Origin of the sequence: Vibrio sp. ABG19, assembly GCF_029962385.1 — a bacterium.
Taxonomy (GTDB): domain Bacteria; phylum Pseudomonadota; class Gammaproteobacteria; order Enterobacterales; family Vibrionaceae; genus Vibrio; species Vibrio ostreae.
In genome coordinates, this window is record NZ_CP071707.1 from 1 (window position 1) to 26,289 (window position 26,289).

General features: G+C 49.3%; 24 protein-coding genes. 8 read left to right on the top strand and 16 right to left on the bottom strand.

Annotated elements, in window-relative coordinates; all coding sequences use genetic code 11:
* Nucleotides 1-591 precede the first annotated feature (591 nt).
* Nucleotides 592-1,371 (bottom strand): DsbA family protein, encoded by a 780-nt coding sequence (locus J0X00_RS00005; protein ID WP_282476671.1) that lies wholly within the window; start codon nt 1,369-1,371, stop codon nt 592-594.
* Nucleotides 1,372-1,983: 612 nt separating this feature from the next.
* On the opposite strand from J0X00_RS00005, the gene J0X00_RS00010 reads away from it, so the two are divergent.
* A complete protein-coding gene (locus J0X00_RS00010) occupies nt 1,984-2,367 on the top strand; it encodes a hypothetical protein (RefSeq protein WP_136487639.1) in 384 nt (127 codons plus the stop codon).
* Here J0X00_RS00010 and J0X00_RS00015 read toward each other — a convergent pair.
* The gene (locus J0X00_RS00015) at nt 2,351-2,788 is read right to left on the bottom strand and encodes a MarR family transcriptional regulator (protein ID WP_136487638.1); all 438 of its coding nucleotides are present in this window, start codon (nt 2,786-2,788) and stop codon (nt 2,351-2,353) included. The genes J0X00_RS00010 and J0X00_RS00015 overlap by 17 nt on opposite strands.
* Before the next feature lie 203 nt (nt 2,789-2,991).
* Here J0X00_RS00015 and J0X00_RS00020 point away from each other — a divergent pair, with 203 nt between their 5' ends.
* The 4 genes from J0X00_RS00020 (at nt 2,992) to idi (ending at nt 5,994) form a co-directional block, all read left to right on the top strand.
* A complete protein-coding gene (locus J0X00_RS00020; protein WP_136487637.1) occupies nt 2,992-3,573 on the top strand; it encodes a non-oxidative hydroxyarylic acid decarboxylases subunit B in 582 nt (193 codons plus the stop codon).
* A 22-nt stretch (nt 3,574-3,595) separates the two neighbouring features.
* Complete coding sequence (locus J0X00_RS00025; RefSeq protein ID WP_282476672.1) at nt 3,596-5,035, top strand: non-oxidative hydroxyarylic acid decarboxylases subunit C; 1,440 nt, start codon at nt 3,596-3,598, stop codon at nt 5,033-5,035.
* Nucleotides 5,035-5,271: a non-oxidative hydroxyarylic acid decarboxylases subunit D gene (locus J0X00_RS00030; protein WP_136487635.1), complete on the top strand. Its 237-nt coding sequence runs from the start codon at nt 5,035-5,037 to the stop codon at nt 5,269-5,271. The genes J0X00_RS00025 and J0X00_RS00030 overlap by 1 nt, the downstream gene beginning before the upstream one ends.
* A gap of 171 nt (nt 5,272-5,442) precedes the next feature.
* The gene (idi, locus tag J0X00_RS00035) at nt 5,443-5,994 is read left to right on the top strand and encodes an isopentenyl-diphosphate Delta-isomerase (protein ID WP_218562045.1); all 552 of its coding nucleotides are present in this window, start codon (nt 5,443-5,445) and stop codon (nt 5,992-5,994) included.
* A 59-nt stretch (nt 5,995-6,053) separates the two neighbouring features.
* Here idi and gnd read toward each other — a convergent pair whose 3' ends face one another.
* The 12 genes from gnd to dalD all read right to left on the bottom strand — a co-directional run bounded on the left by gnd (nt 6,054) and on the right by dalD (nt 19,347).
* Complete coding sequence (gene gnd / locus J0X00_RS00040) at nt 6,054-7,502, bottom strand: decarboxylating NADP(+)-dependent phosphogluconate dehydrogenase (protein WP_282477007.1); 1,449 nt, start codon at nt 7,500-7,502, stop codon at nt 6,054-6,056.
* A 2-nt stretch (nt 7,503-7,504) separates the two neighbouring features.
* Complete coding sequence (locus J0X00_RS00045; protein WP_218562046.1) at nt 7,505-7,978, bottom strand: YhcH/YjgK/YiaL family protein; 474 nt, start codon at nt 7,976-7,978, stop codon at nt 7,505-7,507.
* Complete coding sequence (locus J0X00_RS00050) at nt 7,978-8,976, bottom strand: NAD(P)-dependent oxidoreductase (RefSeq protein WP_282476673.1); 999 nt, start codon at nt 8,974-8,976, stop codon at nt 7,978-7,980. The genes J0X00_RS00045 and J0X00_RS00050 overlap by 1 nt, the downstream gene beginning before the upstream one ends.
* A 2-nt stretch (nt 8,977-8,978) precedes the next feature.
* Nucleotides 8,979-9,938 (bottom strand): sugar kinase, encoded by a 960-nt coding sequence (locus tag J0X00_RS00055; RefSeq protein WP_282476674.1) that lies wholly within the window; start codon nt 9,936-9,938, stop codon nt 8,979-8,981.
* 166 nt (nt 9,939-10,104) lie between these two features.
* The gene (locus J0X00_RS00060; protein WP_136483981.1) at nt 10,105-11,364 is read right to left on the bottom strand and encodes a TRAP transporter large permease; all 1,260 of its coding nucleotides are present in this window, start codon (nt 11,362-11,364) and stop codon (nt 10,105-10,107) included.
* Nucleotides 11,349-11,852: a TRAP transporter small permease gene (locus tag J0X00_RS00065; protein WP_136483980.1), complete on the bottom strand. Its 504-nt coding sequence runs from the start codon at nt 11,850-11,852 to the stop codon at nt 11,349-11,351. The genes J0X00_RS00060 and J0X00_RS00065 overlap by 16 nt, the downstream gene beginning before the upstream one ends.
* Before the next feature lie 58 nt (nt 11,853-11,910).
* Nucleotides 11,911-12,906, bottom strand: a complete 996-nt coding sequence (locus tag J0X00_RS00070; RefSeq protein ID WP_218562050.1) for a TRAP transporter substrate-binding protein — start codon at nt 12,904-12,906, stop codon at nt 11,911-11,913.
* A gap of 262 nt (nt 12,907-13,168) precedes the next feature.
* Entirely contained in the window at nt 13,169-14,194 is a 1,026-nt protein-coding gene (locus tag J0X00_RS00075) for a LacI family DNA-binding transcriptional regulator (protein WP_218562051.1), read from the bottom strand.
* A 224-nt stretch (nt 14,195-14,418) separates the two neighbouring features.
* A complete protein-coding gene (hxpB, locus tag J0X00_RS00080; protein ID WP_136483977.1) occupies nt 14,419-15,060 on the bottom strand; it encodes a hexitol phosphatase HxpB in 642 nt (213 codons plus the stop codon).
* Between the two features lie 70 nt (nt 15,061-15,130).
* Complete coding sequence (locus J0X00_RS00085) at nt 15,131-16,405, bottom strand: MFS transporter (RefSeq protein ID WP_136483976.1); 1,275 nt, start codon at nt 16,403-16,405, stop codon at nt 15,131-15,133.
* A gap of 104 nt (nt 16,406-16,509) precedes the next feature.
* Complete coding sequence (gene xylB, locus J0X00_RS00090; RefSeq protein ID WP_136483975.1) at nt 16,510-17,970, bottom strand: xylulokinase; 1,461 nt, start codon at nt 17,968-17,970, stop codon at nt 16,510-16,512.
* A gap of 9 nt (nt 17,971-17,979) precedes the next feature.
* A complete protein-coding gene (gene dalD, locus J0X00_RS00095; protein WP_282476675.1) occupies nt 17,980-19,347 on the bottom strand; it encodes a D-arabinitol 4-dehydrogenase in 1,368 nt (455 codons plus the stop codon).
* Between the two features lie 223 nt (nt 19,348-19,570).
* On the opposite strand from dalD, the gene J0X00_RS00100 reads away from it, so the two are divergent.
* Complete coding sequence (locus J0X00_RS00100; protein WP_282476676.1) at nt 19,571-20,512, top strand: sugar-binding transcriptional regulator; 942 nt, start codon at nt 19,571-19,573, stop codon at nt 20,510-20,512.
* A 62-nt stretch (nt 20,513-20,574) separates the two neighbouring features.
* On the opposite strand, the gene J0X00_RS00105 is transcribed toward J0X00_RS00100, so the two are convergent.
* Nucleotides 20,575-21,501 (bottom strand): 2-dehydropantoate 2-reductase, encoded by a 927-nt coding sequence (locus tag J0X00_RS00105; protein WP_282476677.1) that lies wholly within the window; start codon nt 21,499-21,501, stop codon nt 20,575-20,577.
* 276 nt (nt 21,502-21,777) lie between these two features.
* Between J0X00_RS00105 and J0X00_RS00110 the strand changes: the two genes are divergently transcribed.
* Nucleotides 21,778-22,515, top strand: a complete 738-nt coding sequence (locus J0X00_RS00110) for a helix-turn-helix transcriptional regulator (RefSeq protein WP_282476678.1) — start codon at nt 21,778-21,780, stop codon at nt 22,513-22,515.
* 310 nt (nt 22,516-22,825) lie between these two features.
* Here J0X00_RS00110 and J0X00_RS00115 read toward each other — a convergent pair whose 3' ends face one another.
* Nucleotides 22,826-25,150 (bottom strand): FdhF/YdeP family oxidoreductase, encoded by a 2,325-nt coding sequence (locus J0X00_RS00115; RefSeq protein ID WP_282476679.1) that lies wholly within the window; start codon nt 25,148-25,150, stop codon nt 22,826-22,828.
* A gap of 672 nt (nt 25,151-25,822) precedes the next feature.
* Here J0X00_RS00115 and J0X00_RS00120 point away from each other — a divergent pair.
* Nucleotides 25,823-26,215, top strand: a complete 393-nt coding sequence (locus J0X00_RS00120) for a bestrophin family ion channel (RefSeq protein ID WP_282476680.1) — start codon at nt 25,823-25,825, stop codon at nt 26,213-26,215.
* The last annotated feature ends 74 nt before the right edge of the window (nt 26,216-26,289 follow it).

A 26,289-nucleotide genomic window follows, 5' to 3' on the forward strand; every position in this document is an offset into this window, starting at 1 on the left:
ATACAACCAGCGTTTTAATTCGGAAAGAATACTACCAAACGAACAGATTAAAATTCAACCAAATTTATTCATGGAAATGTCAATAACGTAAAAATTCACATAAATCATTAAGATAGAACAGATAATAAAATGTTAATTTATGCATTTTATAAAATCATATAAAATTAGAACAACAGCTCGAGTGTTGACCTCTTTTCTTTGTCATCTAAATATTAATAATCATATAGATGGGGAAATGATGACGTTAATTTGACACAAAAATCTATTCATCAACTTTATGACTTATGGATCATCTCATTAACATAAAATAAACATAACCCCGCTTAAAAATAGGTTATTGGTTGCATACTAGCTTAGGTAATTCATCGTCTATGGGTTTTCATACTATTAATTATAAAGCAATATAATAAAGACAGGTGTAAAATGTAATTTAACACAAAGGTGAAAGATTATTTTTAATTCCATCTTAATAACAACTACTAATACTAAAAACAATTAATATATTAAACTAACAGTAGGTAATTAAATTAATATATTTAATAAAGACAAAAAAAAGCAGCCTTGAAAGGCTGCCTTACTCTGGTTTTGTGTTTATTCTTTTTTGGCTGTATCATCCAAGCTATCGAGTAACTCAGCAAATACGGCATACTGCTGCGCCCCGACAACTAACTGAGGTTCTATCAGTTGACCGTTTGCAACTTTACCAATCAGAAAGCTTGGCGTTCCTCGTACCCCCAATGAACTCCCCAGTGCCATATCCTGCTCTACTTTTTTCATTACCTCTTGATCAGAAAGGCAATTATCAAATTTCTTCTTATCCAGCTCTAACTCAGAAGCAGACTGTTGATACAGATCATTCCCCAACTGCTTAACATTATTGAACAACAAAGCACGCATTGGCCAGTAAGCATCCTGCTGGAAACTACACAATGCAGCAACCGCTGCCCCCTTAGCCTGAGGGTGGAAACTCAAAGGGAAATCACGGGCAATATACTTGACTTTACCGGTATCAATATAATTGGTTTTTAACTGACCAAAGGTATTGTCAGAGAAACGCTTACAGTATGGGCATTGAAAATCGGAGAACTCAACGATCGCAATTTTAGCGTCACTGCTACCTAAACTCGGCGTGTTCTCATCTGAAAAAACATTATCTTGATTGGGTAGAGTTTGATATTTAGGCTTAAATACCACCTTATCTATTTTCTCTACATTGTCAGTTATCTTTTTCACATCTTCTGTTAACTGCGTTATTTGCTGTTTTAGCTGCTCCATCTCCGATTTCATCTGCTCGTCTTGCTTTGGCTGACAGCCGAAGACAAACAGTAACACGGATAAATAAGCAAAAAATTTTATGCTATGCCGTACCATTTTTAGTCCCCCACTATTAAACATAGTGAATATGATGTGCCGATACTTCTGTCGGTTATAACCTGTACCTGGAAAAAATTAAGCGTGAAATGCTATAAAACTTGCGCTGACTTTCTATACTTCATATCAACATTAGTCTGTAAAACTTAGTGCATTCGTTACTTTTATGATGCTATTTAGTAACTTAACTTAATTTTAAGTTATTGTTTGCTAGACACTTATTTAAAACAACAACAAGAGTATTGTTAAGCATAGGCTATTAGTCAATTTTGAGAGTTAACTGTCGGGGTTATAGTTGCATAAATAATATGAATTTAATTTAATAGATTACTTCTTCACTCTGCATGCGTACTAATCCGAATCTGTGCAGCAATATCAAAAATGATGTAATTCAATAATTCAACAAAGTAGAGAAGAGTAAAAAGATGATTTAAATAAAAACTTTATGCCGCAACTGAAGTGAGACTATTTACAGGTAGTCCACCCGGTCGTAGTCTAAATAAGCACTCTTTTGAATATAGGTTCTGGACTGGTATCCTCATCCAATTGATAAATAGTAAATATCGGATACCACCAGGACTCTCCATCACATTACACAGGATTTGACTCATTATGGCTCAGCAACATGTCTGCTATTCTTTTACTCAACAACAAAGTGGTATTGAAGTGAATATGACCGTACTGCACGTCGGTCGAGACTTAATGGTCGCGATATACGGTGGTGATCAAGCGCACATTGGTGCGACGGCGCTGGCTCAGCCCAGAGCCAGCCTTGAGGATCCAAAAAAAGTCAGCGCATCGACATCAGTGATATGTGTACAGGGACACAAAGAAGAACTGCTGGCGCATCATGTCGCACAGTCACTGGCTTCAAAGTTAAATTGTGTCGTCAGCGTCAGTTGCGGGATTCATATTAATAACGCTGGTAAAGAGCATATTCGCGTTATCCAGTCTCTGGTTGAAGAACTACTGAATGATTTTATTGATTCGATTTAAGTGGTGAGCTTTGCTCTGTCATACATTTCATCAAACGGATAAACTCTTGTTGATCTTCAGTCGGCATGCGTGACAGAAAGTGGTCGTCGACCTGGCTCGCACTTGCTTTTGCCTGCTCGAATACCGCCATGCCCTGTTCAGTCAAATAGACAAAGCGGCGTCTTTTGTCGATTTCTCCCTGCTTACGAAAGATCAGCTCGCGCTTTTCGAGGCGCGCCAAAATTTCTGCCAGCGTAGCCTTGGTCGATACCGACGGCTCCATCAGCTCAGACTGTTCAATCCCAGGTTTTTCTGCAACAGCAAACATCACTGCGTATTGTGGCTTGGTAAGGCCTTCGACAGCACTCTGCCAGCTGGCCGTATGCTCTTGCATGAGTTTTCGCATCAGATGGAAGGCAATATGACCTAATTTGGATTGCATAAATTTCTCAATTCTTATTCAGATATTACAGTGCCATTATACCATAACTTACAAAAAACTATTTTTTACCAATTTTCAGCAACATATAAAAACCAAAAAGTTCGCACACGAACTTTTTATTGTTCTGCTATTGCATTCCATCTCCCAAAGGCATAGATTAACCATATCGTTCGTACACGAACAAAATATTTGAGAGACCATTTATGAAACTGATCGTTGGAATCACGGGCGCGACAGGCGCTCCTTTAGCCGTCACACTTTTACAAGCCTTGCAACAAATACCGGACGTAGAAACTCACTTAGTGATGTCACGTTGGGCCAAGGCCACGATCGAGTTAGAAACTGCATACACTGCCCGCGATATCAGTGCATTAGCTGACGTCACTTACAGTTCATCAGACCAGGCAGCGAAGATTTCATCCGGATCATTTAAGACCGACGGCATGATCATTATTCCTTGCAGTATGAAAACCCTGGCCGGTATTCGCGCCGGTTACTCAGAAGGACTGGTTGGCCGCGCCGCCGATGTGGTGATCAAGGAGAACCGCAAACTGGTGCTGGTGCCTCGTGAAACCCCGCTTAGCACAATTCATCTGGAAAACATGCTGGCTCTGGCACAAAAAGGGGTCTCTTTCGTGCCGCCAATGCCTGCCTGGTACAACCATCCGAAAAGTATTGAAGATGTGCAGCATCATATCGTCACCCGAGTGCTCGACCAGTTTGATCTCGATTACCCCCAAGCTAAACGCTGGGAAGGCATCGCACACGCACAAAATTTAGACTAATACACCGCTAAGGAGAAAGACTATGGCATACGATGATTTACGCAGTTTTCTGCAATCATTAGAAGCACATGGACAGCTATTAAGAATCTCTGAACAAGTAAAAGCCGAACCGGACATCGCCGCAGCAGCGAATGCCACTGGCCGTATCGGTGACGGCGCCCCGGCTTTGTGGTTCGACAATATCGAAGGTTTTACCGATGCTCGTGTCGTAATGAACACCATTGGCTCATGGCAGAACCACGCCATTTCAATGAATCTGCCACCAAAAACACCGGTCAGTGAGCAGATCGCCGAATTTGTCCGTCGCTGGGATAAATTCCCTGTCGCACCGGAACGTCGTGACAACCCGCCATGGGCAGAAAATAGCGTTGACGGTGATGAGATCAACTTGTTCGACATCCTGCCTCTGTTTCGCCTCAATGATGGCGACGGCGGCTTCTATCTGGATAAAGCCTGCACCGTTTCGCGCGATCCGACTGACCCGGATAATTTCGGTAAGCAGAATGTCGGTATCTACCGCATGGAAGTGAAAGGCAAGCGTAAACTTGGCCTGCAACCTGTGCCCATGCACGATATTGCGATTCACCTAAACAAAGCCGAAGAGCGCGGTCAGGATCTGCCGGTGGCGATCACCCTGGGTAACGACCCGATGATCACTCTGATGGGTGCGACTCCGCTGCAATACGATCAGTCCGAATATGAAATGGCCGGCGCACTGCGTGAGAAGCCTTATCCGATCGCTACCGCGCCGCTGACCGGCTTTGATGTGCCCTGGGGCTCAGAAGTGGTGCTGGAAGGTGTGATCGAAAGTCGTGTCCGTGAAATTGAAGGCCCGTTTGGTGAGTTTACCGGTCACTACTCCGGCGGTCGTAACATGACGGTTGTGCGTATCGATAAAGTGTCGTACCGCACTAAGCCCATCTTCGAGTCGCTGTACCTGGGTATGCCATGGACAGAAATCGACTACCTGATGGGGCCGGCAACTTGTGTACCTTTATATCAACAGCTGAAAGCTGAATTCCCTGAAGTACAAGCTGTGAATGCGATGTACACCCACGGTCTGCTGGCCATTATCTCAACCAAGAAACGCTATGGCGGCTTCGCCCGGGCGGTCGGACTGCGAGCGATGACCACGCCGCATGGCTTGGGCTACGTGAAAATGGTGATCATGGTCGATGAAGATGTAGATCCGTTCGATCTGCAACAAGTGATGTGGGCGATGTCGTCCAAAGTGAACCCGGCCGGCGACCTGGTGCAGTTACCAAACATGTCAGTGCTGGAGCTAGACCCGGGCTCATCACCTGCCGGTATCACCGACAAAATGATCATTGATGCCACCACCCCTGTCGCGCCGGATACCCGTGGCCACTACAGCCAGCCGGTGAAAGACCTGCCGGAAACTAAAGAGTGGATCAATAAACTGACCGAAATGCTGGCACAACAGAAACAGGAGCATAAATAATGGTATGTCCTCGCTGTGGTGAAGACCACGTTGAAATACTTGCAAAATCACCCGTCCCTGATGTTTGGGAAGTGTTCCAGTGTCAACGCTGCCTGTATACCTGGCGTTCCACAGAGCCCGCTCGTCGTACTGACCCGGCTCTCTACCCGGAAGAGTTTAAAATGACTCAGACGGACATTGATAATGCGCCTATGGTGCCATCGATTCCGCCGCTGCTACCTGAATCTGAGCGTTGATTCGGTCATTAAGAGCGATTATCCTAACTGTCCTTTATGCCAGTCTGTACAGACTGGCATTTTCAATTCGGCATTCCAGGCTTATCTGACTACCCTTTATCTAGCGACTTTTTTGCCTGTATTTCCCATCGTATTCGCCTGTCATGCAAATGATGGCAAAAGTGAGGTCCTATGACATCAACGACTGAGCAGGTTGTGTTACTTGACAGTAATTATCAACCCATTGGCACGGCCGACAAAGCCGGCATCCACGATGAAAACACGCCACTGCACCTGGCGTTTTCCTGTTATTTGTTTAATGACCAAGGTCAGGTTCTGCTGACTCGCCGTTCACTCGATAAAGTGGCCTGGCCCGGGGTCTGGACCAACTCATTTTGTGGTCACCCGCTGCCGGACGAAGTATTCAGTGACGCACTGCATCGCCGTGCCGAGTATGAGCTCGGGGCCAAAATAGCTGACATTCGCAGCGTCTGTGAAGATTTTCAGTACTACGCCAAAGACAACAGTGGCGTGGTCGAAAATGAATTTTGCCCTGTATTTCAGGCACGTTTAACCTCAGAGCTGGCACCAAGAGCCAGTGAAGTCGCCGATTACGCCTGGATCGACTTTGATGACTTGCTGCAAAGCGTGCAAACAGCGCCGTTTGCTTTCAGTCCATGGATGCGTGAGCAGCTCAGCCATCGTGATTTGGTTGCCCATCTCAAACAAGGTTTGATGGCCTGAACGCAAACAGCCCGCATCGCGGGCTGTGTGTACATATCACCAAACCCACCGGTATGGCGTTATACGTCGTATGTGGTTGACGCTGTGTCACCACCGGTACCGGTCCAGTTGGTGTGGAAGAACTCACCGCGTGCACGGTCAGTACGCTCATAAGTGTGCGCACCGAAGTAGTCACGTTGCGCCTGCAGCAGGTTCGCTGGCAGACGAGCCGTGGTGTAGCCATCCAGGAACGTCAGCGCTGAAGTAGTACATGGCATCGGGATGCCTGCTTCCAGCGATTTCGCTGCCACTTTACGCCATGCTGCCAGACTGCCGGTCAGGATGTTTTTGAAGTAGTCATCTGAGCCCAGGAAAGCCAGCTGCGCATTGTTTTCGTAAGCGTCACGGATGTTGCCCAGGAACGCAGAGCGGATGATACAACCGCCACGCCACATCAGAGCGACGTTACCGTAGTTCAGATCCCAGCCGTTTTCGTTTGACGCTTCACGCATCAGCATAAAGCCTTGTGCGTAAGAGATGATTTTTGAAGCCAGCAGAGCCTGACGCAGTGCATCCACCCACTCTTGCTTGTCGCCTTCCACCGGCGTGATGGTTTTGCCGAACAGCTTCTCGGCTTCAACACGTTGGTCTTTCAGGGCAGACAGGCAACGAGAGAACACAGACTCAGAGATCAGAGTCAGTGGAATGCCCAGGTCCAGTGCGTTGATACCGGTCCATTTACCGGTACCTTTCTGGCCCGCGGTGTCGAGGATTTTTTCAACCAGTGCTTCGCCGTCTTCGTCTTTGTAGCCCAGGATGTCAGCCGTGATTTCCACCAGGTAGCTGTTCAGCTCAGTGTTGTTCCAGTCAGTAAATACGGCCTGCATTTCATCTGCAGACATGCCCAGACCATCTTTCATGAACTGGTATGCTTCCGTGATCAGCTGCATGTCGCCGTATTCGATGCCGTTGTGTACCATTTTCACGAAATGGCCAGCACCGTCGTTGCCAACCCAGTCACAGCAAGGCTCACCCGCATCAGTTTTTGCAGAGATGCCCTGGAAGATAGGCTTAACCGCTTGCCATGCTTCCGGCGCGCCGCCAGGCATGATAGAAGGTCCGAAACGTGCGCCTTCTTCACCACCGGATACACCCGTACCGATGAAGTGGATGCCTTTTTCACGCAGTGCTGCAACGCGACGGTTGGTGTCCGGGTAGTTGCTGTTACCGCCATCGATGATGATGTCGCCTTTGTCCAGCAGAGGAACCAGTTGGTCGATGAATGCATCAACCACGGCACCCGCGCGAACCATCAGCATCACTTTACGTGGCGCTTCCAGTTTGTCGACCAGCTCTTGCAGGGTGTAAGCACCTACAATGTTGGTGCCTTTCGCCGGGCCTTGCAGGAATTCGTCGACTTTCGCCGCAGTACGGTTATGTGCCACCACTTTAAAGCCGTGGTCGTTCATGTTCAGGATAAGGTTCTGGCCCATGACTGCCAGGCCGATAACTCCGATATCCGCCTTCATCATTATTGCTCCTGTTGTAAGATGGATTGTCTGATTTTAATCACCGCTTTACGCAAACTGACCGATGCTTCACCAAGGTGACACTGCGGCTTATGCACTTCTCCCGGAAAAAACACCGCCAACTCGCCCGGCTTCATCAGAACATAGCGACCTTCGCGGCTACTGCCAAAATAGACGTCGTGCTCCACCAGCGATAAGTCTTCCACCACCAGCTCATCATGGGCAAAACCCATATATTCTTCGCCTGCAAGCAGCACATGCACATCGATAAACTGCTTGTGGATTTCAAACATACGACCATCCGCCGGATCGGTATTGACGTGTTTCATTTCAATCCACACATCATCCGGCTGCAGCACAACATTACCCGGTTCCGTCTGCTCTTCGATGACCTTGAGCGCTTGTTGGATAATATGTTTGAGGTTTTTTTTGATATAGGGATACGCTTGTAAGTTGTCCCAACGACCCGTAAACATCACGCGTTCCTCTTAGTTTGTGTACCGTTCAGCAAATGACGGTTTGCGCAGTTGCGCGACAGATCACCCTGTAACGCGGCAATTATATTGTCGACCGCACAAGCGACCATCTGTTCGCGGGTTTCTCCGGTTGCTGAGCCAATGTGCGGAAAAATTACCGCATTATCGAGCTTGCACAGCGGAGAGTCGCCCGGCAGCGGTTCGACTTCGAACACATCCAGACCGGCAGCCCGAATCTGGCCCTGACTTAACGCCTCAATAAGCGCTGATTCATCAACGACTTTACCGCGTGATCCATTAACAAAAATGGCGCTGGGTTTCATCAGGGCGAACTGTGCTTGACCAATCAGGCGCTCGGTCTCTGCAGTCAGTGGCACCATCACACAGACAAAATCGGAGGTCTTAAGCAAGGTCTCCATTTCGGTACGGGTCGCATTCAGCACCTGATCCGCTTCCTGATGCGCACTGCGATTGCAGTACTGAATGTTCATGTTAAAGCCTAAATGAGCACGACGGGCCACGGCATAGCCAATCCGGCCCATCCCGATAATGCCCAGCGTTTTGCCGTGCACATCGACGCCGTAATACTCTTCACCGATACTTTTGGTCCACTTCCCGTCTCGCACCAGATTGGATAACTCAACTGCCCGGCGCGCGGCACACATGATCTGCATAAATACGGTATCAGCGGTCGTTTCGGTCAGTACACTCGGTGTATGCATCAATGGAATGCCACGCTTAGCGAGATAATCGAGGTCAAATTGATCGGTACCCACAGAGATCGTCGACAGTGCTTCAAGCCTGGAGGCGGATTGCAGCAATTGCGGCGGCATCTCAACGCTGGCGCCAATCGCACCTTGCGCATCAGCAAGCGCGGCTGCAAATTCGCTGCGGTTGCTGTCGTTGACACCATCAAAGACCTGCAGGTCAAAATGCTGCTCCAGCTGACGTTGGTACTGCTCCGGAATGCTTTTGTACAACACAACTTTCTTTTTCATCGTTAAGCCCTTGGTTCAAATTGATTTAATTGGGTACGGCTTGGCAGCCCCTCACTGTCTCCGCGAACCTGCACTGCCAGCGCACCAAACCAGTTGCCTCTCTGTACAGCCTGCTCAAGTGTGCGGCCGTCGAGTAATGCGGACACCACGCCAACCGCAAAGCTGTCACCCGCACCGACCGTATCGACCACTTTCTCGACCATAACCCCCTGCACCGTGCCTGACTCACCGCCGGCATGTTTAAAGTAGGCGCCATCGCTGCCAAGTTTCACCACCACCAACTGCACCCCACGCGCTAAATAGAAATCAGCAATTGCCTCCGGTTCATCACTACCGGTCAGAATTTTGCCTTCATTGATTCCCGGCAACACCACATCACAACCACATGCCAACTCATTGATGGTGTCACGCATCGTCTGCTCATCCGGCCATAACGTCGGACGAAGATTGGTATCAAACGAGGTTGAGGCGCCCGCTGTCTTCGCTTGCTGCAATGCATAGCGCGATAGCGCCAGCAACGACGGAGACACCGCCGCCGCGACGCCGGTCAGGTGTAGGTGACTGTTTTCACCAATGAGATCAGGCTGAAAATCATCTGCACTTAACGTGCTGGCCGCAGAACGGCGGCGAAAGTATTCCACCGCAGGATCGCTGCCATCGTTCTGCAGGCTCTTAAATACCATCCCGGTCGAGTGATCATCGCTGGTTGAGATCCAACCGGTATTGACTCCTTCATCAGCCAGTGCCTGAGTGATGAACTCGCCCCAGCAGTCACGGCCGACTTTCGTCACGTAACGAGAGTCAAAACCAAGCCGCGCCATACCAATCGCGACATTAAGTTCAGCACCGGCCAGATGGCGGTTAAATGTTTCCACCTTTGCCAGCGGACCGGTCTGATTGGCGACCATCATCGCCATCGCTTCACCCAGCGTCACAAAAGACTTGCTTGGTACTGTATTCATTGCGTTCTCCCCCGGCACCATCGCTGTCCTCCCTCTCTCCGGCGATGATTCATCAAGCCAGGGAGAAGAGCACAACGATGGAACCGATTCCAAATTTTAACTAAAACAATGCCTGGTGACAGCCAATAGCGCTTAGCGCATTGGCTCGTTCACCCTGACAAAAAGCTCATACCAATAACACGAATGGCATAAAGATCACGGCCAGCAGAACCGCCAGAATCACAGCGATGTAAGGCATCACCGCCTTAAACGATTGATCAAGAGACAATCCGCCGATCACACTCGATATCAGCAGGCATAACCCGTATGGCGGAGTGATCAGACCAACCGACAGAGTAATGATGATAACCACGCCCAGTTGTACCGGATCCACACCCATTGACAGAGCAACCGGATAAATCACTGGTACAAACAACACCATAGCCGGAATCGCATCCATGAACGTACCGATGAACAGGAAGAACGCAATGATGATAAACAGGAACAGATATTCATTACCGCCCAGGCTGTTAAAGAAATCCGCCACCATCACGTTGATTTTGTAGTAGCCGAGGAATTCACCCAGTGCAGACGCTGCTGCCAGAGCAAACAGAGACAGACAGCTCAGTTTCAGAGTTTCGACAAACACTTTTGGCATATCGCGCCAGGTGATGGTTTTGTAGTAATAAGCACTAATCGCGTAAGCATAGATGGCAGAGAAAGCGGCCGCTTCGGTTGGTGTAAACACACCAAAGACGATACCACCGATAATGATCAGCGGCGTGATCATGGCAGGCAAAGCATCTTTAGCCAGCGCAATAAATTCTGCGCGGGTAATCTTTTCCATAATTGGCAGATTATCGCGACGGGCAATGATACCAATCACAAACATCATACCGAAACCAATCAATATACCTGGCAGCATACCACCGATAAACAGTTGTCCGACCGAAGTATTGGTCAGGCCGCCATAGATAACCATGGTAATACTCGGCGGAATAATACTGCCGATGGTCGACGAAGCCGCGGTCACCCCGACCGACATTTCACGGCTGTAGCCTTTATCGATCATGTTCGGAATAAGAATTTTACCTACCCCGGCGGTATCGGCGGTTGAGGAACCACTCACTCCGGCAAATAACATCGACACAATCACGTTGGCATGGCCAAGCCCACCCGGACGACGTCCGGCCAGAGCGATAGAAAAATCAATCAGGCGACGGGAAATACTGCCGCTGTTCATGATGTTTGCGGTCAGGATGAACAAAGGCACCGCCAGCAGTACGTATGAGTTGAGTCCGTAAAACATTTTCATCGGAATCATGGTATTTGGCGTGCCAGCCATAGTCGCAATACCGGTCAGAGCAGAAATGCCAATCGAAAACGCAATCGGGACCCCGATAATGATCAAGCCGATAAACAGCACGGTAATTAATGCGAGTTCCATACAACCCCCTTCTTAGAAGCGTTCCTTAACTTCGCCACTTCTTTGATCATGTTATCGACCAGATAGACACTGGAACTGATAAAGGTGACCGGCATAACCAGCCAGATATAGCCCTGTTTAAACTCCGGAACGGTAATCCAGCGTGAATTCCAGAATGTCTGGGTAATTTCCACACTATAAACAGAGCACAGGATACAGAACACCAGCATAATCAGGTTCTGTACCAGTAACAGACAGGAACGTTTATTCCCTTCAAACTTATCGGTCAGGATACGAAAGCTAAAGTGCTCGTTTTCCCGTACCATCACGGCGGCGCCGAGGAACATCGCCCATATAAAGGCGTTGACCGCCACTTCTTCTGTCCATAGAACCGAGATACCCAGATAGCGGGTAGCGACCTGAACCAGAGTCGCTACCACAAAGATCACCAGGCATACTGCACCGATAGTCAGCTGAAGTTTGGCCATGAGTAAAGTCAGATATTTCATACTGTTCGTCCTTTCTCCCATTGCTCAAAGAGCAAGACTAAAGCCTGTTAATCGAGCCTTAACGTGCCTGACGGATAGTCTCAATCACGTCAGTCATACCATGCTTAGCAGCCCACTCATCCTGAATCGCCACCGCTTTTTCAATAAACGGACCGCGTTCAACCGAGTTCACAATCGCTCCATCATCAATCGCTTTCTGCTTAAATTCAGATTCCTGAGCGTAAAGTGCTTGTCGCTCAGCGTCAGTCGCCGCTGTGACCGCCTTGTCAAACGCGGCGCGCTGCTCATCGCTGAAGCTTTCCCACACACTGTTGCGAACCAGCAATAGACGCGTGGTGTAATCATGGCCGGTTTCAGAGATGTATTTACCGTTTGAGGTTTTATGATGCTCCATCGGGATGAAATATGGGTACGCGTTTTCTGCACCATCGACCACGTTGCTTGACAATGCCTGATACAACTCAGCCCAGGCTACCGAAGTCGGAATCGCGCCGATATCTTTCCAGTATTGGGATACGACACCGGATGTCTGGGTGCGGATTTTCAGCCCTTTCGCATCTTCGATGGTGTTGATCGGTCGTTTGCCGTACCAGTGACGCACACCGGCGGTCCAGTAACCGGCCACGCGATATTTCTCACCGGATTTGGTGTAAATAATGTCGGCCACTTTTTTGCCCACTTCGCCATCAACCACCTTTTCCCAGTGGCTGTAGTCGTCAAAAAGGTAGAGTAAAGAGAACAGATCGACTTCATCAATGCCGGAGGAGGTCATGAAACCCGGCGAAACCAGCACCACATCAGCGCCACCCAGAACCAGTTTCTCAACCAGTTCACTCTCGTTGGTTCCTATGGTACCCGCGTGAACTTCAACATCAAAAAGCCCCGATTGATCAGCGACTTCTTTCAGTTTCAGCATACCGGTCTGATACGGACTAGAAACATTGGTCTGGTTGTGAGCCGCCACCAGATGCAGCGCACCGCTGCCGGCGGTATCGTTCGATTCACCACATCCGAACAGGGCGGTGGCTACTAGCAGCGCAAGGTACTTTTTCATAATGAGCTCCAGTTAAAAGCGTTGTTGTTATGTTCACGTTACGCTGAATAACATAGTCTGGAATCGGTTCCAGACACAGCACCAAAATGAGGAACTGTGATCAAAACGTCACCAATATGATGCAGGCTGTTATTTTTTGAGATTGCAGTAACACAATCGTAAAGAGAGATCAGGACAGGTAAAAGAGTGGTACTAAAAATGCCGCCAGGCTTTTAAAAATAACGGCTGTAGCCTGTTACACCAGGTTGTAACAGGCATTGATTCAGGTTGAGGCCCGGACAATCAGCTCCGCAGGCAAGCGTATTTGCTGTGGCGGTTGTTCGCTGCCACGAATGCGTGCAATCAAGCGTTCACACGCCGTTTCACCGATTTGTCGGGTTGGCTGGCGCATCGCCGTAATTCCCCCACCGACTAATTGTGCCCAGTCGGGATCATCAATACTGAGTAATCCCAGCGCTTCTCCCAGATGCATATCAAGCTGTTTTAATGCCTTAGCCGCACACATGGTCGCCACACCATTGGTGCAAAACAGCGCTTTTTTCAGCCCGCGCTTATTGTCAATAAACGCACGAATCGGCGCTCTCAGTTTGTCACCACTCATGTCGGCCATTTCAACCACCTCACAGCTCATGCCTTCATGCTGGCTGACAAACATCTGCAATGCTTCAACCCTTTCACGGCGGGTTGCAATGGTCAGAGGCTGAGTAATGACCAACAAAGACTCATAACATTTCTCCACTAAATGCTGACAAGCCAACTCAGCCGCCCCGGTATTATCCAGCCCTACCGAGTCGACACTGTGCGTCGGGTCAATCCGGTCAACGAACACAAACGGGCAGTCAATACGGCTCAGCATACCAAGGTGGCCGCTTTCCATCCCCAGAGTATTGACGATAATGCCGTCGACCCGATGATCTTCCAGCATTTCCAGATAACGCTCCTGCTGATCAAGACGGTTATCGGTATTGCACACCATCAGCATATAGCCTTCGCGACGGCAGATATGCTCAATCCCCTGCAATACATCAATCGAATACGGGTTGGTGACATCGGCCAGCAGCAAACCTATCAGTTTAGAATGGCCGGCTTTGAGCATACGCGCGGAATGGCTGGGACGATAGCCCAGATGGGCGATCGCCTGAGCAATTTTTTCGCGCAGTGGTTCAGACAGTTTGTCTTGTTCACCGTTGAGATAGCGCGACACACTGGTTTTACCCACCTCAGCATATTTGGCCACATCTGAGATGGTGGCAAAGGCTTTGCCTTGCTTCCTTGATTTTGTATTCACGGGGTTTGTCCGGTCATTACGGCAACCACCTAATTCACATCACCAATAACGTGGATCAAACAGTAGCTGCGGCCTTTTGATGGTCAATGGTTCCAAAATCTACTACGTATTTACATGCGATTACCAGTTGTTCAAGCAAGATATGAACGCATAATGCCCTAAAAAAGTGACTCAGATCTGAAAATGTTCAGCATGTACCAGCGAATACCGCCTCTGGAAAGTCTTCAGCTCAGAGAGTCTACGACCGCATTCAGGTTACTGAATCTGGCATCAGCAATGGCAAATTTTTCATTCTGATACTCAGATGAGACCAAGTATGTGGTCATTGCAGCACGTTTAGCGGCAGTCAGGCCGGTGAAGCTGTCTTCAATGACCAGACACTGGCTGACGTCGACGCCGAGTGCTTTCGCTGCTGAGAGATAGACATCGGGGTGGGGTTTACCGTTCACTTCATCTTCCGCACTGCAAATCACGCTGAATTTTTCCCATAAATCTAAACGGTCAAAGACCGCCTTGATTACCACATGGTTGGACGATGTCGCCAGAGCAATTTTAAGCTCACGAGCCATAAAGGTCTCTAAAGCACGGTAGACGCCTTGCATCGCCTCACCCTGCCGGCTGATCGCATCACAAAGGCGGGTCAGGATCATACTTTCCAGCTCAGTCGCCGCAACCGCAAGTGAATGCGTATCGCACCAGGTTCTGGCAATATCATCGATGCGTTTACCCATCGTCAAACGCTCACAGTCCTCACGACTGATGGTGACCCCAAACAGCGCCAGCGATTCAATCTGCGCCGTTTGCCACAAGGGTTCTGAATCAATAATCACACCATCCATATCAAAAATGACCGCTTGTTTATTCATACTAAATACTTACCTCAAAAGAAAAAAACCGGTATGGCAATAAAAGCTATTGCCATACCTTAAAACATTTTTAAGTCACAGTGACATTACCTGAGTCAACAATTGGCGTTTCAAAGCCAGGTTGTTCGACTTCGATCAAATAAGTCACAAAAAACGCGACCACATAGAGCGTGGTATAAGCGATCACTACCCCCAGGGTACTGAAGTAAGGCAACAGCACCACCGCAATCGCAGGAGCGACGAAGTTAGACAGCCCGGCCGACAAGTTATAGACCGAAATCGCCGCGCCTTTGTGATTCGGCTCCAACGCTGGGAACACCGCCGCCATTGGTACAAATGCCGCGACAAAAATCCCCAATGCAATCGCCGGGATCAACGCCATATAAAAATTGTGGCCAAAGTGCTGGGGAATGTAATAGAACGCCAGACTCGACAGCGCCATACCGACACAGCCAAACCAGCGCACCACTTTCATCCACCCCAGTTTTTCGCCCAGAATTCCCCACAGTACATTGGAGAATATGGTGGTAAAGAAGAACACCGCCCACACCTGTAGCCATTCAGAGGTCGTAAAACCCAAATCATCGACAAACATCATCGGCATGATCACCGCAAAGCCAAACAAAGATAAGGTATTGGTGATACGGACAAAACTGGAGTAAAGCACGTTACGGTTGCTGTACAGCAAAGTTGCGGCGCGGCTCAGTTCTTTCAGCTTCTGCTTGTTGGTCAGATTATGCATGTGGGTCGGTGTTTTCACGTTTCTCAGTGCGAACATCGCGATAACACCACCTGCGGCACAGAACACCAGCGATAACCACAAGGTGCCAAACTCACCAATCCACGGAATGGTGAAGCTCGGAATATAACTGCCGGCAACACCAATACCGATCGAATACACGGTCCAGAACCAGCCCAGTGCCGAACTGACACCATCACTGCGCACATTGTGCACAATCACCACGATAAATGAATATAGGAACAGCGGATAGGCAAAACCACGGATGCCATAAAACAGCAGCATCAGCGCATAATTGGATTCGCCTAGGCCAAATGTGAGAAACAATGTGTGGAAAACACACCACAACAGGAAGCCGATTTTCATCGTTTTCTGCGGAGTAATAATTTCCGCGACAACACCGGAAATCCAGGCTGCCATGGCGGCGGCAAAGCCATAAAGGGTAAACGCAAAAGAGGATTGCGCCGGTGAAAAGCCCAGTTCGGTAATGTAGTGAGATAAAAACGCCAGTTCGAAGCCATCACCGGTCATGAAGATGGCAATCGCGATGTAACCCCAGACTAAGTTGAGTGGCAATCCCAGCCACTGTTTGCTTGTAGTGTCCATATATTCCTCATTTGTAGGGTAAAAGGAATCGAGTGCCCCTGCTTTCGCGTCAGGGCACCGTTGATTGTTATTGTGTTTATATTGATTCAGGTTTGAGCAGCCGATTACTGTCGCAGGTTAAGGTCGTTCTGATACAGAGCGCGAAAACGCTGATAGCGCGATTCCAGCACCGCCTGACGCGAGCTATCCGGCTGGTAGACGCGGTAGACTTCCGGCTTTTTACACACCTCCCGCAGCGGTTTATCCATCGCGAGAGAGGCCAGCCTTGCCGCACCCAATGCACCGCCGGTCTCCCCTCCTTTGTGGGTAACAATGGAAAGCTGCAGAGTATCCGCCAGTAACTGCGCCCAGTAAGGACTGCGCGCCCCGCCACCGACCAGTGAACACTGCTCGATGTGCGTACCACTGTCGCTCAAGACACGCAGACCATCAGCCAGGCCGAAGCTGACCCCTTCCAGCACTGCATAACCGAGAGTCGCCCGACGGGTGGAGTGAGTCATGCCATGAAACATGCCTTTGGCATCCGGGTCGTTGTGCGGTGTTCTCTCACCGGACAGGTAAGGTAAAAACAGCGGCGCGCCGGCTTTTTCCTCTTCGGTGAGCTGTTCCACTTCCTGTAACAACTCCACTTCCGTCACGCCGACGATACGACACAACCATTGCAGGCAACTGGCAGCGCTCAGCATCACGCTCATCTGGTGCCAGCGCTGTGGCAGGACATGGCAAAATGCATGTACCGCGGCTTCTGGCGCCGGACGATACTGATCGTTGACCACAAACAGGACGCCAGAGGTGCCGAGGGAAATAAAGGCATCACCGGTTTCCACTGCGCCCACACCGATAGCGCTGACCGCATTATCACCGCCACCGCCGGCCACACACACCGAAGGGCTCAGCCCCCAGCGTTCGGCGATCTCCACCGACAAGGTCGCTGACACTTCACAGCCTTCGACCAGCAAAGGCATCTGGCCGCGACTGAGCTGACACTTGTCGAGCAGTAAATCTGACCAGTCACGTTTGGCAACATCCAGCCACAGCGTGCCAGCCGAATCCGACATATCAGAAATTTTACGTCCGGTCATTTGCAGACGCAGATAGTCTTTAGGCAGCAGTACCGTTGCGATACGTGCAAAGTGCTGCGGCTCATGTTTACGCACCCAAAGCAGTTTTGGTGCGGTAAAACCGGGCATCGCCAGGTTACCGGCTATCTGATGCAGTTGCGGCGCCATCGCTTCGAGCTCCTGACACTCGGTATAACAGCGGGTGTCATTCCACAAAATGGCCGGACGTATCACGCTGTCGCTCTCATCCAGCAACACTGCACCATGCATCTGGCCCGACAGACCAATCGCCTTAATTGCGCCCCAATGCTCGGCACATTTTTCGCGCAGCGCATCGATCAGGTAATTGGTCGCCTCCCACCAGGCTTGCGGATCCTGCTCGGACCAATGCGGATGAGGCCGTTGAATGGTCAGCGGCGCGCTGTGTGCGGCCACCGTTTCACCCCGTTCATCAATGACCAACGCTTTAACTTCAGAGGTGCCCAGATCAATACCTAAGTACATAACCACTCCTTACTGAATCATCGCGTAGACCGCGCTGATTTTCTCGCGCAGCAGGCTTTCAAACTCGGCGCTCTGTGCCAGTTCACCAAACAGGGCCGAATCATGGGCAAACTCAGCAATCGGGTCTGCCGATGCAAACATGGCATGCACGGCGTCGGCATCCAGAATGCCATCCTGGTACTCGTAAGGCAGTTTGCCCAGGTGCCATTGCTGCATGTAGACAAAGAACAGCGCCGGCAGTACGGCGGTGGCCGATGGCGCGACACCGCGCTGATAACACTCAAGCATGGTCGGGGTGATCATGGCAGGAATCTTAGAAAAGCCATCTGCGGCAACGCGCTGGTTAGTATCCTGAATGTGTGGGTTGGTAAAACGCTCCAATACCACATCACGGTAGGTGGCTAAATCGATACCGTTATCGCCCAGGCACGGAATCACATCCTGAGTAACGTAGTCATACGCAATCTGACGGATATAATCGGTCAGCGTACTCTCGTGGATATAAGACTGACCGGCCAGCGTGCCTGCCCAGGCAATGCAACTGTGTGACGAATTAAGAATACGAATTTTGGCTTCTTCATATGGGATAACCGAGTCGACCATCTCCACACCCACCTTTTCAAGCTCAGGTCGGCCAGCCTTAAAATCATCTTCAACCACCCACTGGATAAAGCGCTCACCCATAACAGGAGCGTTATCCTCGATGCCGGTCGCCGCTTTAATTCTGGCTGGTAAATCGGCCGAAGGACGCGGTGTAATACGGTCAACCATGGTATTCGGACTTGTAGTGTGGTGCTGCAGCCAGTTTAGTAGTTCGGTTTTGCCGGTCAGCGTCAGAAATTCCTCCAGGCCATCGCGGAAACGTTCACCGTTGTGACGCACGTTATCGCAGTTGAGTAATGTCACCGCACCGGCCTGCGTTTGCATACGACGCTCAAGAATCTTGGTGATGGTGCCATAAATGGTTTGATGTCCGCCGTTCAAATCAGCCTTCAGACCCGCATTATCCGCATCGAGACGGTGGTCTGTTTTCAGGTAGTAGCCACCTTCCGTTACCGTAAACGCAATCACTTTCGTCGCGGCTTTAGCGCCTTCTTCGATCAGCGGCGCTAAGTCCGCCTGCCACGGCAACAAGGTTTGAATCGATTTAATGACTTCGTAGTCACGCTCACCCGCCGGACTGACCGTTTCCAACACGTACTCGCCGTGCTGCTGATGGAGAGCAGAAACTGTCGCTTCGGCATCGTTACGGATATTACCGGCAGCAATGTGCCAACGCTGATCACCCTGCTCCAGCAACTGATTCAGGTACCAGGCCTGATGCGCACGGTGAAACGATCCCAGACCGATATGTAGCCACGTGTATTGGTTTTTCATTGTTATTTCCTCGTTCTTATATGATTAGCTCACTGTAAATGATCAAAAAACCAAATAAATAGTTATAGATCACAAATGAACAAAAGACCGTTAAATGAATTTTTGTTCATTTGTGGGTGAATGATTTGATTTGCACTCAATACCAGAACAGGCGAAGATAGCTGGGCACCACAGATAACACGGTGTTTTCAGAGTAATAAAACCGAGATACGAGGCAAAAATCGTGGCAAAAGACGACAATTTCAAAACCGATCAAATGGTGCGAGCCGCCTGGATGTACTACGTATCCGGTCGTAATCAGAGTGAAATCGCTTCTGAACTTGGCCTGTCACGGCCCGTGGTGCAGCGTCTGATCGCCGCCGCTAAAGAAGAAGGCATTGTGTCGATCGGATTGCACCACCCGATTGCGACCTGTCTGGATTATGCTGAACTGCTGAAAGCGAAGTATCAATTAGTCGAGTGCAGCATAGTGCCGACCACCAGCCCAGAAGAAACCCTGGATAATGTCTCCTTTGGCTGCTTTCAGCTGATGTCGAAATACATCAAGGATCAACCGGATCAGATCATTGGTATCGGGTCTGGATTAACGTTGAAGAAGGCGATTAAACGAATTGATTTCGATGCACCGAGCAGTAAATGTGTCGCACTGATCAGTGCGATGGGTGTGGATGGACAATGTAACTACTATGATGATGTGCCCTTGATTCTGGCCAGCAAAGTGCAGGCAAACTACTATCAGTTACCAGCGCCGCGCTACGCCACATCCGAGCAGGAACATAAAACCTGGACCACAACCCGCCTGTTTGGCGATGTTACAGCGGTAGCAGACAACGCCAACGTGATCTTTATCGGTATTGGTTCGCTGAGTAAAGCCAGTCCGATCATCAAAGACGGTTTTATCAGTGCAGATAAAGCGCAGGATCTGAACGAACAAGGGGCGGTGGGTGAAATTCTGGGCCGCTTCATTAACCAGGACGGCGAAGTGGTGAACTGCAGCATCAACCGCTTCATCACCAGTTATGATATGCGCAGCAGCCGTTGTCCGAAAATCGGCTCAGCCTGCGGCGAAGACAAACGCCCTGCCATTCTCGCCGCGCTGCGTGGCGGCTGGATAAATGGCCTTGTCACCGATGAAACGACCGCGCGCTGGTTACTGACCCAGTGACATACTGTTAGGGGAAGTCTGTTAGGGGAAGCGCGGCTGTGTGTACACTTCCCCTTATAAAATTAGTCATATAACCCGTATGCACCTTCCATCGCGTGGATCAGGTCCACAATCAGGGTATTGTAAGGCGTTGGCACACCATAACGTTTGGCTTGTTCGACAATCGCCCCGTTGATGGCATCAATTTCCATTTTGACCTGGTTTTTGCGGTCCTGATACATGGAGGAATAGCCATCGCCGGCGGTTTCACACACACTTTTAACCATATTCAGCGCTTCGCGACGGTCAAAATAGGTACCGTCGGCTTCGGCAACTTCAATCGCCTCATAAATCAAACGCTTGGCAAAGTCCCAGGCATGTTCGTTCTTGATCATGTAACCAATTGGGGTTTGGGTAATGGCGGTAAACGTATTGACCGATAAGTTCACCAGCAGCTTACTCCAAATAATTCGCTGAATATCATCGGTCGCTTCGACCGTAAACGACGCTTCCAGTAAGGCGCCTTGCGCCAGCGCAACCTGCTTATCCGCATTATGATTACTGCCGATGGTGGTGACCCCAGAGGCCGGATGCTTGATTTGGCCCAGGCCAAGATTGACCGCATTATGCTTGCTGGTGCCAATGATGATGTTTTCCGGCTTCACATACTGCTGAATCAGGCGGTCATTACCAGCGCCATTTTGCAGCGTCATCACCAGGGTTGACTCTTTAAACAGGTTTTGGTTTTGCTCCAGAGCGACCTGAGTATAGGTCGATTTGACAAAGACGATGACCAAGTCCATCGCGACGTCACATCGACCGGATAAGTATGCCTGAACACGGGGAAAATTCACTTTTTCACCGCTTTGCTCTTCAATAGTTATCCCTGACTGCTGAATCGCCGTGACCTGAGATTCCAGTGCGTCGATCATAAAGACCTGATGCTGCTGACTTAAATACGCACCGTACAGACACCCCATGGCGCCGGCGCCGATCACCGCTATTTTCATATTTTGTTTCCTGTGATGTTGACTCCGTGACCAGTGCGGAAGTGTCCTTTTCCTGACTGCACGGTTGCGCTGAGTATATCGGTAGCCTTTAAGCCACGACAAACTGCATAAGTTTCATTTAAAGAAACACAATTTTGATAAATTCTCTTTTAAATAGAAAAAAGTCCACTTATTTGCTAGTTTTGCTAAGCAGAAAATCCATTCATCAGCAAAATCACGCAAATGCACCGTTATACGAACGTTTCATCCGGTCATTGATTAAAGGATCTGAATATCATGAACCGACCACCGACAGATCATGTGGCGATTAATCGCCATATCGGCGCCAGAATCCGTACCCATCGTAAAAACCTTGGGCTCACGATTCAGCAGTTGGCCGATCTGATATTTAAAAGCCGAGCTACGGTATCAAAATACGAAACCGGCGAGATCTCTATCGATATGGTAACCCTGTTTACCATTGCCGAAGCGCTTAAAGTCACCCCAACCCAGCTGATTGATTATCGCGTCAGCCCAAGTATTGAACCGGCCCCGCCAACGTCTGGCGTTCAAACCTTTCACAGTGCTGCGCGGCTGTTTTTCTATTTTTACGACGGCCGCTACAACCGGATGAAAGACGGGGTGATTGATATATTGCCGGAGAAGAAAGGCAGCCAGCAGACCGCGACACTGACCATCAGCGTGGTAACGCCAGACGGCAAAAGCAGCGAGATTTATTACAGAGGCTGCGTGACGTACAGCGATCGGTTGATACGCTTTTCATTTATTAACCAGTACAACACGCTGGAAGAATGCCTGCTGTATATCTTTAACCCGCTGGAATTGCGTGACAGCACCTTCGGTCTGTTATGCGGGATTTCATCGGCCGATATGCGGCCCTGCGCGTTCAAATGTCTGGTCACACTCAACAGTCGCCCCTATTCCGATGAACTGAAAGAGCAGCTGCGCCTGACCAAAGAAGAACTGAAAGAGTCGAAAAAACTCAACATGCTGGTCGTCAATAACGTTTTGTAAAACATCGCGTTATTAAATATTAAAATAAGCGCTGATCGCTCGTTCTATGTACCTTTGCCAGTTATCAGCGACAAGCGCTTATCTGAAAAATTAGCGTGATCTATTACCGATATCATCACGCTCCTGTGATTAAGCTGCCGTTGCGTCCTGCTCTGCAGTTCCCTTTTTAGACAAAGTATAAAGCAGCATGCTAAACGCTATTTTGAATTGCACAGTTAAACTGGGTGAACCACACCGCTTCGGCTAGCAGTCACGAAAAAGGGAAACACATTTGTGTTTCCCTTTTGCTTTCGGAACATAAGCGGGGAGTTTACGCCGCTGTGGTCGGAATAATATTATCCGGTTTGGATTTTTCCAGCTTAATCGCGACAAATTTAGAGGTCGGAGTAAACGTACGATCGCCGTAGCTTTCCAGCGGAACCAGCGGGTTGGTTTCCGGGTAGTAAGCCGCTGCCTGACCATTTGGCATATCATAGGGCACCAGTTCGAATCCGCTGACGCGGCGTTCAATCCCGTCTTCCCATAGCGTCACCATATCCACTTTTTCACCCGGTTCAAAACCAAGGCGCAGGATATCGTCTTCGCTCACGAACACCACTTCACGTTTACCAAACACACCGCGATAACGGTCATTCAGGCCGTACAGCGTAGTGTTGTACTGATCGTGGGAACGCATGGTCTGCAGGATCAGATCCGGCGTATCACCGAGTTTAGTGACCGTTTCATTGATCAGCTGCGCCGGTAGCGTCGACGCAGAGAACTGAGCCTTACCACTGGCCGTATTCCACTCGCGACGTGCCGCTGTGTTACCCAGATAGAACCCGCCCGGATTGGCGATCTTGTGGTTAAAATCGCTAAAGCCCGGAATCGTATCTGCAATCATATCGCGTATCCGGCCGTAGTCTTCAATCGCCCAATCCCAGTCTATCGGGAAATTGCCCAGCGTTGCTTTGGCGATACCAGCCAGGATAGCCGGTTCAGAGCGCATTTGATCAGAGCGCGGTTTTAACTGACCGTAAGAGATGTGTACCATGCTGAAGGTATCTTCAACCGTCACACCCTGCGGGCCGTTAGCCTGCATATCCACTTCGGTACGACCCAGACACGGCAGGATCAGGGCATCACGGCCGGTCACCAGATGAGAACGGTTCAGCTTAGTCGCAATATGCACGGTCAGCTCACAATTACGCATCGCATCGTGAGTACGTGGTGTATCCGGTGTCGCCTGGGCAAAGTTGCCGCCCAGACCAATAAAGACTTTGGCACGTTTCTCTTCCATCGCCTGGATGGCCGTCACGGCGTTATCGCCGTGGTGACGCGGCACCTTAAACTGAAAACGTTTTTCGATCGCATCCAGCAGAAACTGTGGCGGCTTCTCGTTAATGCCCATAGTACGGTCGCCCTGCACATTACTGTGTCCGCGCACCGGAGACAGGCCTGCACCCGGCTTACCTACGTTACCACGTAACAGTTGGAGATTAACCACTTCCTGAATCGTTGGCACTGAATGACGGTGCTGCGTCAGACCCATTGCCCAGCACATCACTACGCGCTCAGCACGACGGAACATCAGCGCCAGCGTTTCAATCTCATCCAGACGCAGGCCAGATTGCTGCACGATGTGATCCCAGGAGGTCTCTTCCACGGCTTGCAGGTAAGCATCCAGTCCTGAAGTGTGTTCACGGATAAAATCGTGATCAAAAACTGGCTCGTCACCATTTTGCTGCGCTTGCTGCTCCCAGGTCAGCAGGAACTTCGCCATACCACGGAACACCGCCATGTCTCCGCCCAGAGCAGGACGGAAGTAAGCACTGCTGGTTGGTTTAGAACCATTACTGAGCATTTCGATTGGTTTCTGCGGATTCTGGAAACGTTCAAGTCCACGCTCTTTCAGCGGGTTGAGACAGATAACCTCAGCGCCGCGTTTAACCGCTTCACGCAACGGTTCCAGCATACGTGGGTGGTTGGTACCCGGATTCTGGCCGATAACAAAAATCGCATCCGCGTGCTCAAAATCATCAAACACGACGGTGCCTTTACCAACGCCCAACGTTTCCGACATCGACACGCCACTCGCTTCATGGCACATGTTTGAGCAGTCTGGGAAGTTGTTGGTGCCAAAAGCACGCACGAAAAGCTGGTAAAGAAATGCCGCTTCATTACTGGCACGGCCGGACGTATAAAACTCAGCCTGATCAGGTGATTCGAGAGATTTCAGATGCTGGGCAACCAACGCAAAGGCATCTTCCCAGGAAACCGGAACATAATGGTCACTGGCAGCGTCATAACGCATCGGTTGGCTAAGACGGCCTTGATATTCAAGCCAGTAGTCGGTCTGTTTGAACAGTTCACTCACACTGTGCTGAGCAAAAAACTCCGCATCAACCAGACGACTGGTTGCTTCCCAGTTGACGGCTTTGGCGCCGTTTTCACAGAAATTGACCATACCGCTTTCCGGTGATTCGCCCCAGGCACATCCCGGACAGTCGAAACCGTTATTCTGGTTGGTTTTTAACAAAGCTCGCAGGTTACGAAAGCCATTTTCACTGCGAAACCAGCTTGTTGTTACCGCTTTTAATGCCCCCCATCCGGCAGCAGGGCCATTATAATCGGTAATATTTTCCTTTTGGTTCATGACGACACTCCTCGTTAGGAATAACAATGAACTTACGATCTACCTGTGAGCATGTGGCAAACTTCCCCTGAAAACAGGCATCATTAACCATAAAAGAGCAATGCATCATGGTGCGATGACAGAAATAAAGAGACAAGTTCATTGAGTTATAATTCAAACTCTCGCAATAAAAATTGCCGAGTTTTTTATTTGGCCTGAGAGTAATCCTAAAATTTTGCATCGTCCAATTGAGGTTATCTAACACTTGATAGATAGTATCTATCGGTTATTTTAAACCCGCCTAGTCCACAATTTAAATAAGGCTTAAGGCCTATTTTATACTCAGCTATGCAAGCGCATTTATCAGCCGGCTCTATGGTTTGATAAACACAACCGATTTGATCAGACATAATAGTGGGATTATGATTGACCCAGATCAATGAAGCTGTCGATTTCTTCACCATGTCGATAAGATTTTTTGTCATCAGAACGAGGCAAGCAACAAAGCTACCTGGGATCATCTGATATTTTTATCCGGTTTAACGATCGGTGTAACTCATTTTTTTGCGGTTATTTCAGGTAACAACAAAATAATTAAGGCGTATAAATTCATTATATATAATTAATTCTCCTCAGTTAGTTTAATACGTCATACAACGTCAGCACCTGGCTGAATATACGTTTGGAAATACTATGGTCGTGTATTTTACTCCAAATTTATTTGATATCCTTTTTTCATTAAAAGGGTCTATCGCTAAAAAAATAGCGAAACGCACTTTCATGATTACTGCTCTGGCTGCGATCATTGTTCTGGTCGAAAGTGGGTATCCGTCACTGTTTAGTCAGGTCAGCGCGACGCCGTTTACGTTGCTGGGCATCTCCCTGTCAATTGTTACCACTATCGTCAGCTATGCCTTGTTTGGTTTGGACGCAATTGGTGACGAACTGGAAGACCCGTTCGGTCATGATGAAAATGCACGGCCACTCGATGCACTGGTACGAATCATCGAACGTGATATTCTTGATACTCTGAACGTTACCGAACTGCCTCCGCAGAAAAAGCCGGTGGACTATATCCTGAGCTGAATTTGGCCCTGTAGGGGATCAGATAACCGCCAGCAGAGCCAGGTAGCGGCGCGACGAGAACCGGCTAACAACAA

Coding starts and splice junctions, on each gene's coding strand:
- J0X00_RS00045 (WP_218562046.1), bottom strand. CDS start 7,978: ATGTTTACGGGTCGTTGGGACAACTTACAAGCGTATCCCTATATCAAA.
- J0X00_RS00015 (WP_136487638.1), bottom strand. CDS start 2,788: ATGCAATCCAAATTAGGTCATATTGCCTTCCATCTGATGCGAAAACTC.
- J0X00_RS00115 (WP_282476679.1), bottom strand. CDS start 25,150: ATGAACCAAAAGGAAAATATTACCGATTATAATGGCCCTGCTGCCGGA.
- J0X00_RS00005 (WP_282476671.1), bottom strand. CDS start 1,371: ATGGTACGGCATAGCATAAAATTTTTTGCTTATTTATCCGTGTTACTG.
- J0X00_RS00030 (WP_136487635.1), top strand. CDS start 5,035: ATGGTATGTCCTCGCTGTGGTGAAGACCACGTTGAAATACTTGCAAAA.
- J0X00_RS00070 (WP_218562050.1), bottom strand. CDS start 12,906: ATGAAAAAGTACCTTGCGCTGCTAGTAGCCACCGCCCTGTTCGGATGT.
- xylB (WP_136483975.1), bottom strand. CDS start 17,970: ATGTACTTAGGTATTGATCTGGGCACCTCTGAAGTTAAAGCGTTGGTC.
- J0X00_RS00120 (WP_282476680.1), top strand. CDS start 25,823: ATGGTCGTGTATTTTACTCCAAATTTATTTGATATCCTTTTTTCATTA.
- dalD (WP_282476675.1), bottom strand. CDS start 19,347: ATGAAAAACCAATACACGTGGCTACATATCGGTCTGGGATCGTTTCAC.
- J0X00_RS00105 (WP_282476677.1), bottom strand. CDS start 21,501: ATGAAAATAGCGGTGATCGGCGCCGGCGCCATGGGGTGTCTGTACGGT.
- idi (WP_218562045.1), top strand. CDS start 5,443: ATGACATCAACGACTGAGCAGGTTGTGTTACTTGACAGTAATTATCAA.
- J0X00_RS00110 (WP_282476678.1), top strand. CDS start 21,778: ATGAACCGACCACCGACAGATCATGTGGCGATTAATCGCCATATCGGC.
- J0X00_RS00050 (WP_282476673.1), bottom strand. CDS start 8,976: ATGAAAAAGAAAGTTGTGTTGTACAAAAGCATTCCGGAGCAGTACCAA.
- J0X00_RS00060 (WP_136483981.1), bottom strand. CDS start 11,364: ATGGAACTCGCATTAATTACCGTGCTGTTTATCGGCTTGATCATTATC.
- J0X00_RS00085 (WP_136483976.1), bottom strand. CDS start 16,405: ATGGACACTACAAGCAAACAGTGGCTGGGATTGCCACTCAACTTAGTC.
- gnd (WP_282477007.1), bottom strand. CDS start 7,502: ATGAAGGCGGATATCGGAGTTATCGGCCTGGCAGTCATGGGCCAGAAC.
- J0X00_RS00065 (WP_136483980.1), bottom strand. CDS start 11,852: ATGAAATATCTGACTTTACTCATGGCCAAACTTCAGCTGACTATCGGT.
- J0X00_RS00020 (WP_136487637.1), top strand. CDS start 2,992: ATGAAACTGATCGTTGGAATCACGGGCGCGACAGGCGCTCCTTTAGCC.
- hxpB (WP_136483977.1), bottom strand. CDS start 15,060: ATGAATAAACAAGCGGTCATTTTTGATATGGATGGTGTGATTATTGAT.
- J0X00_RS00025 (WP_282476672.1), top strand. CDS start 3,596: ATGGCATACGATGATTTACGCAGTTTTCTGCAATCATTAGAAGCACAT.
- J0X00_RS00010 (WP_136487639.1), top strand. CDS start 1,984: ATGGCTCAGCAACATGTCTGCTATTCTTTTACTCAACAACAAAGTGGT.
- J0X00_RS00055 (WP_282476674.1), bottom strand. CDS start 9,938: ATGAATACAGTACCAAGCAAGTCTTTTGTGACGCTGGGTGAAGCGATG.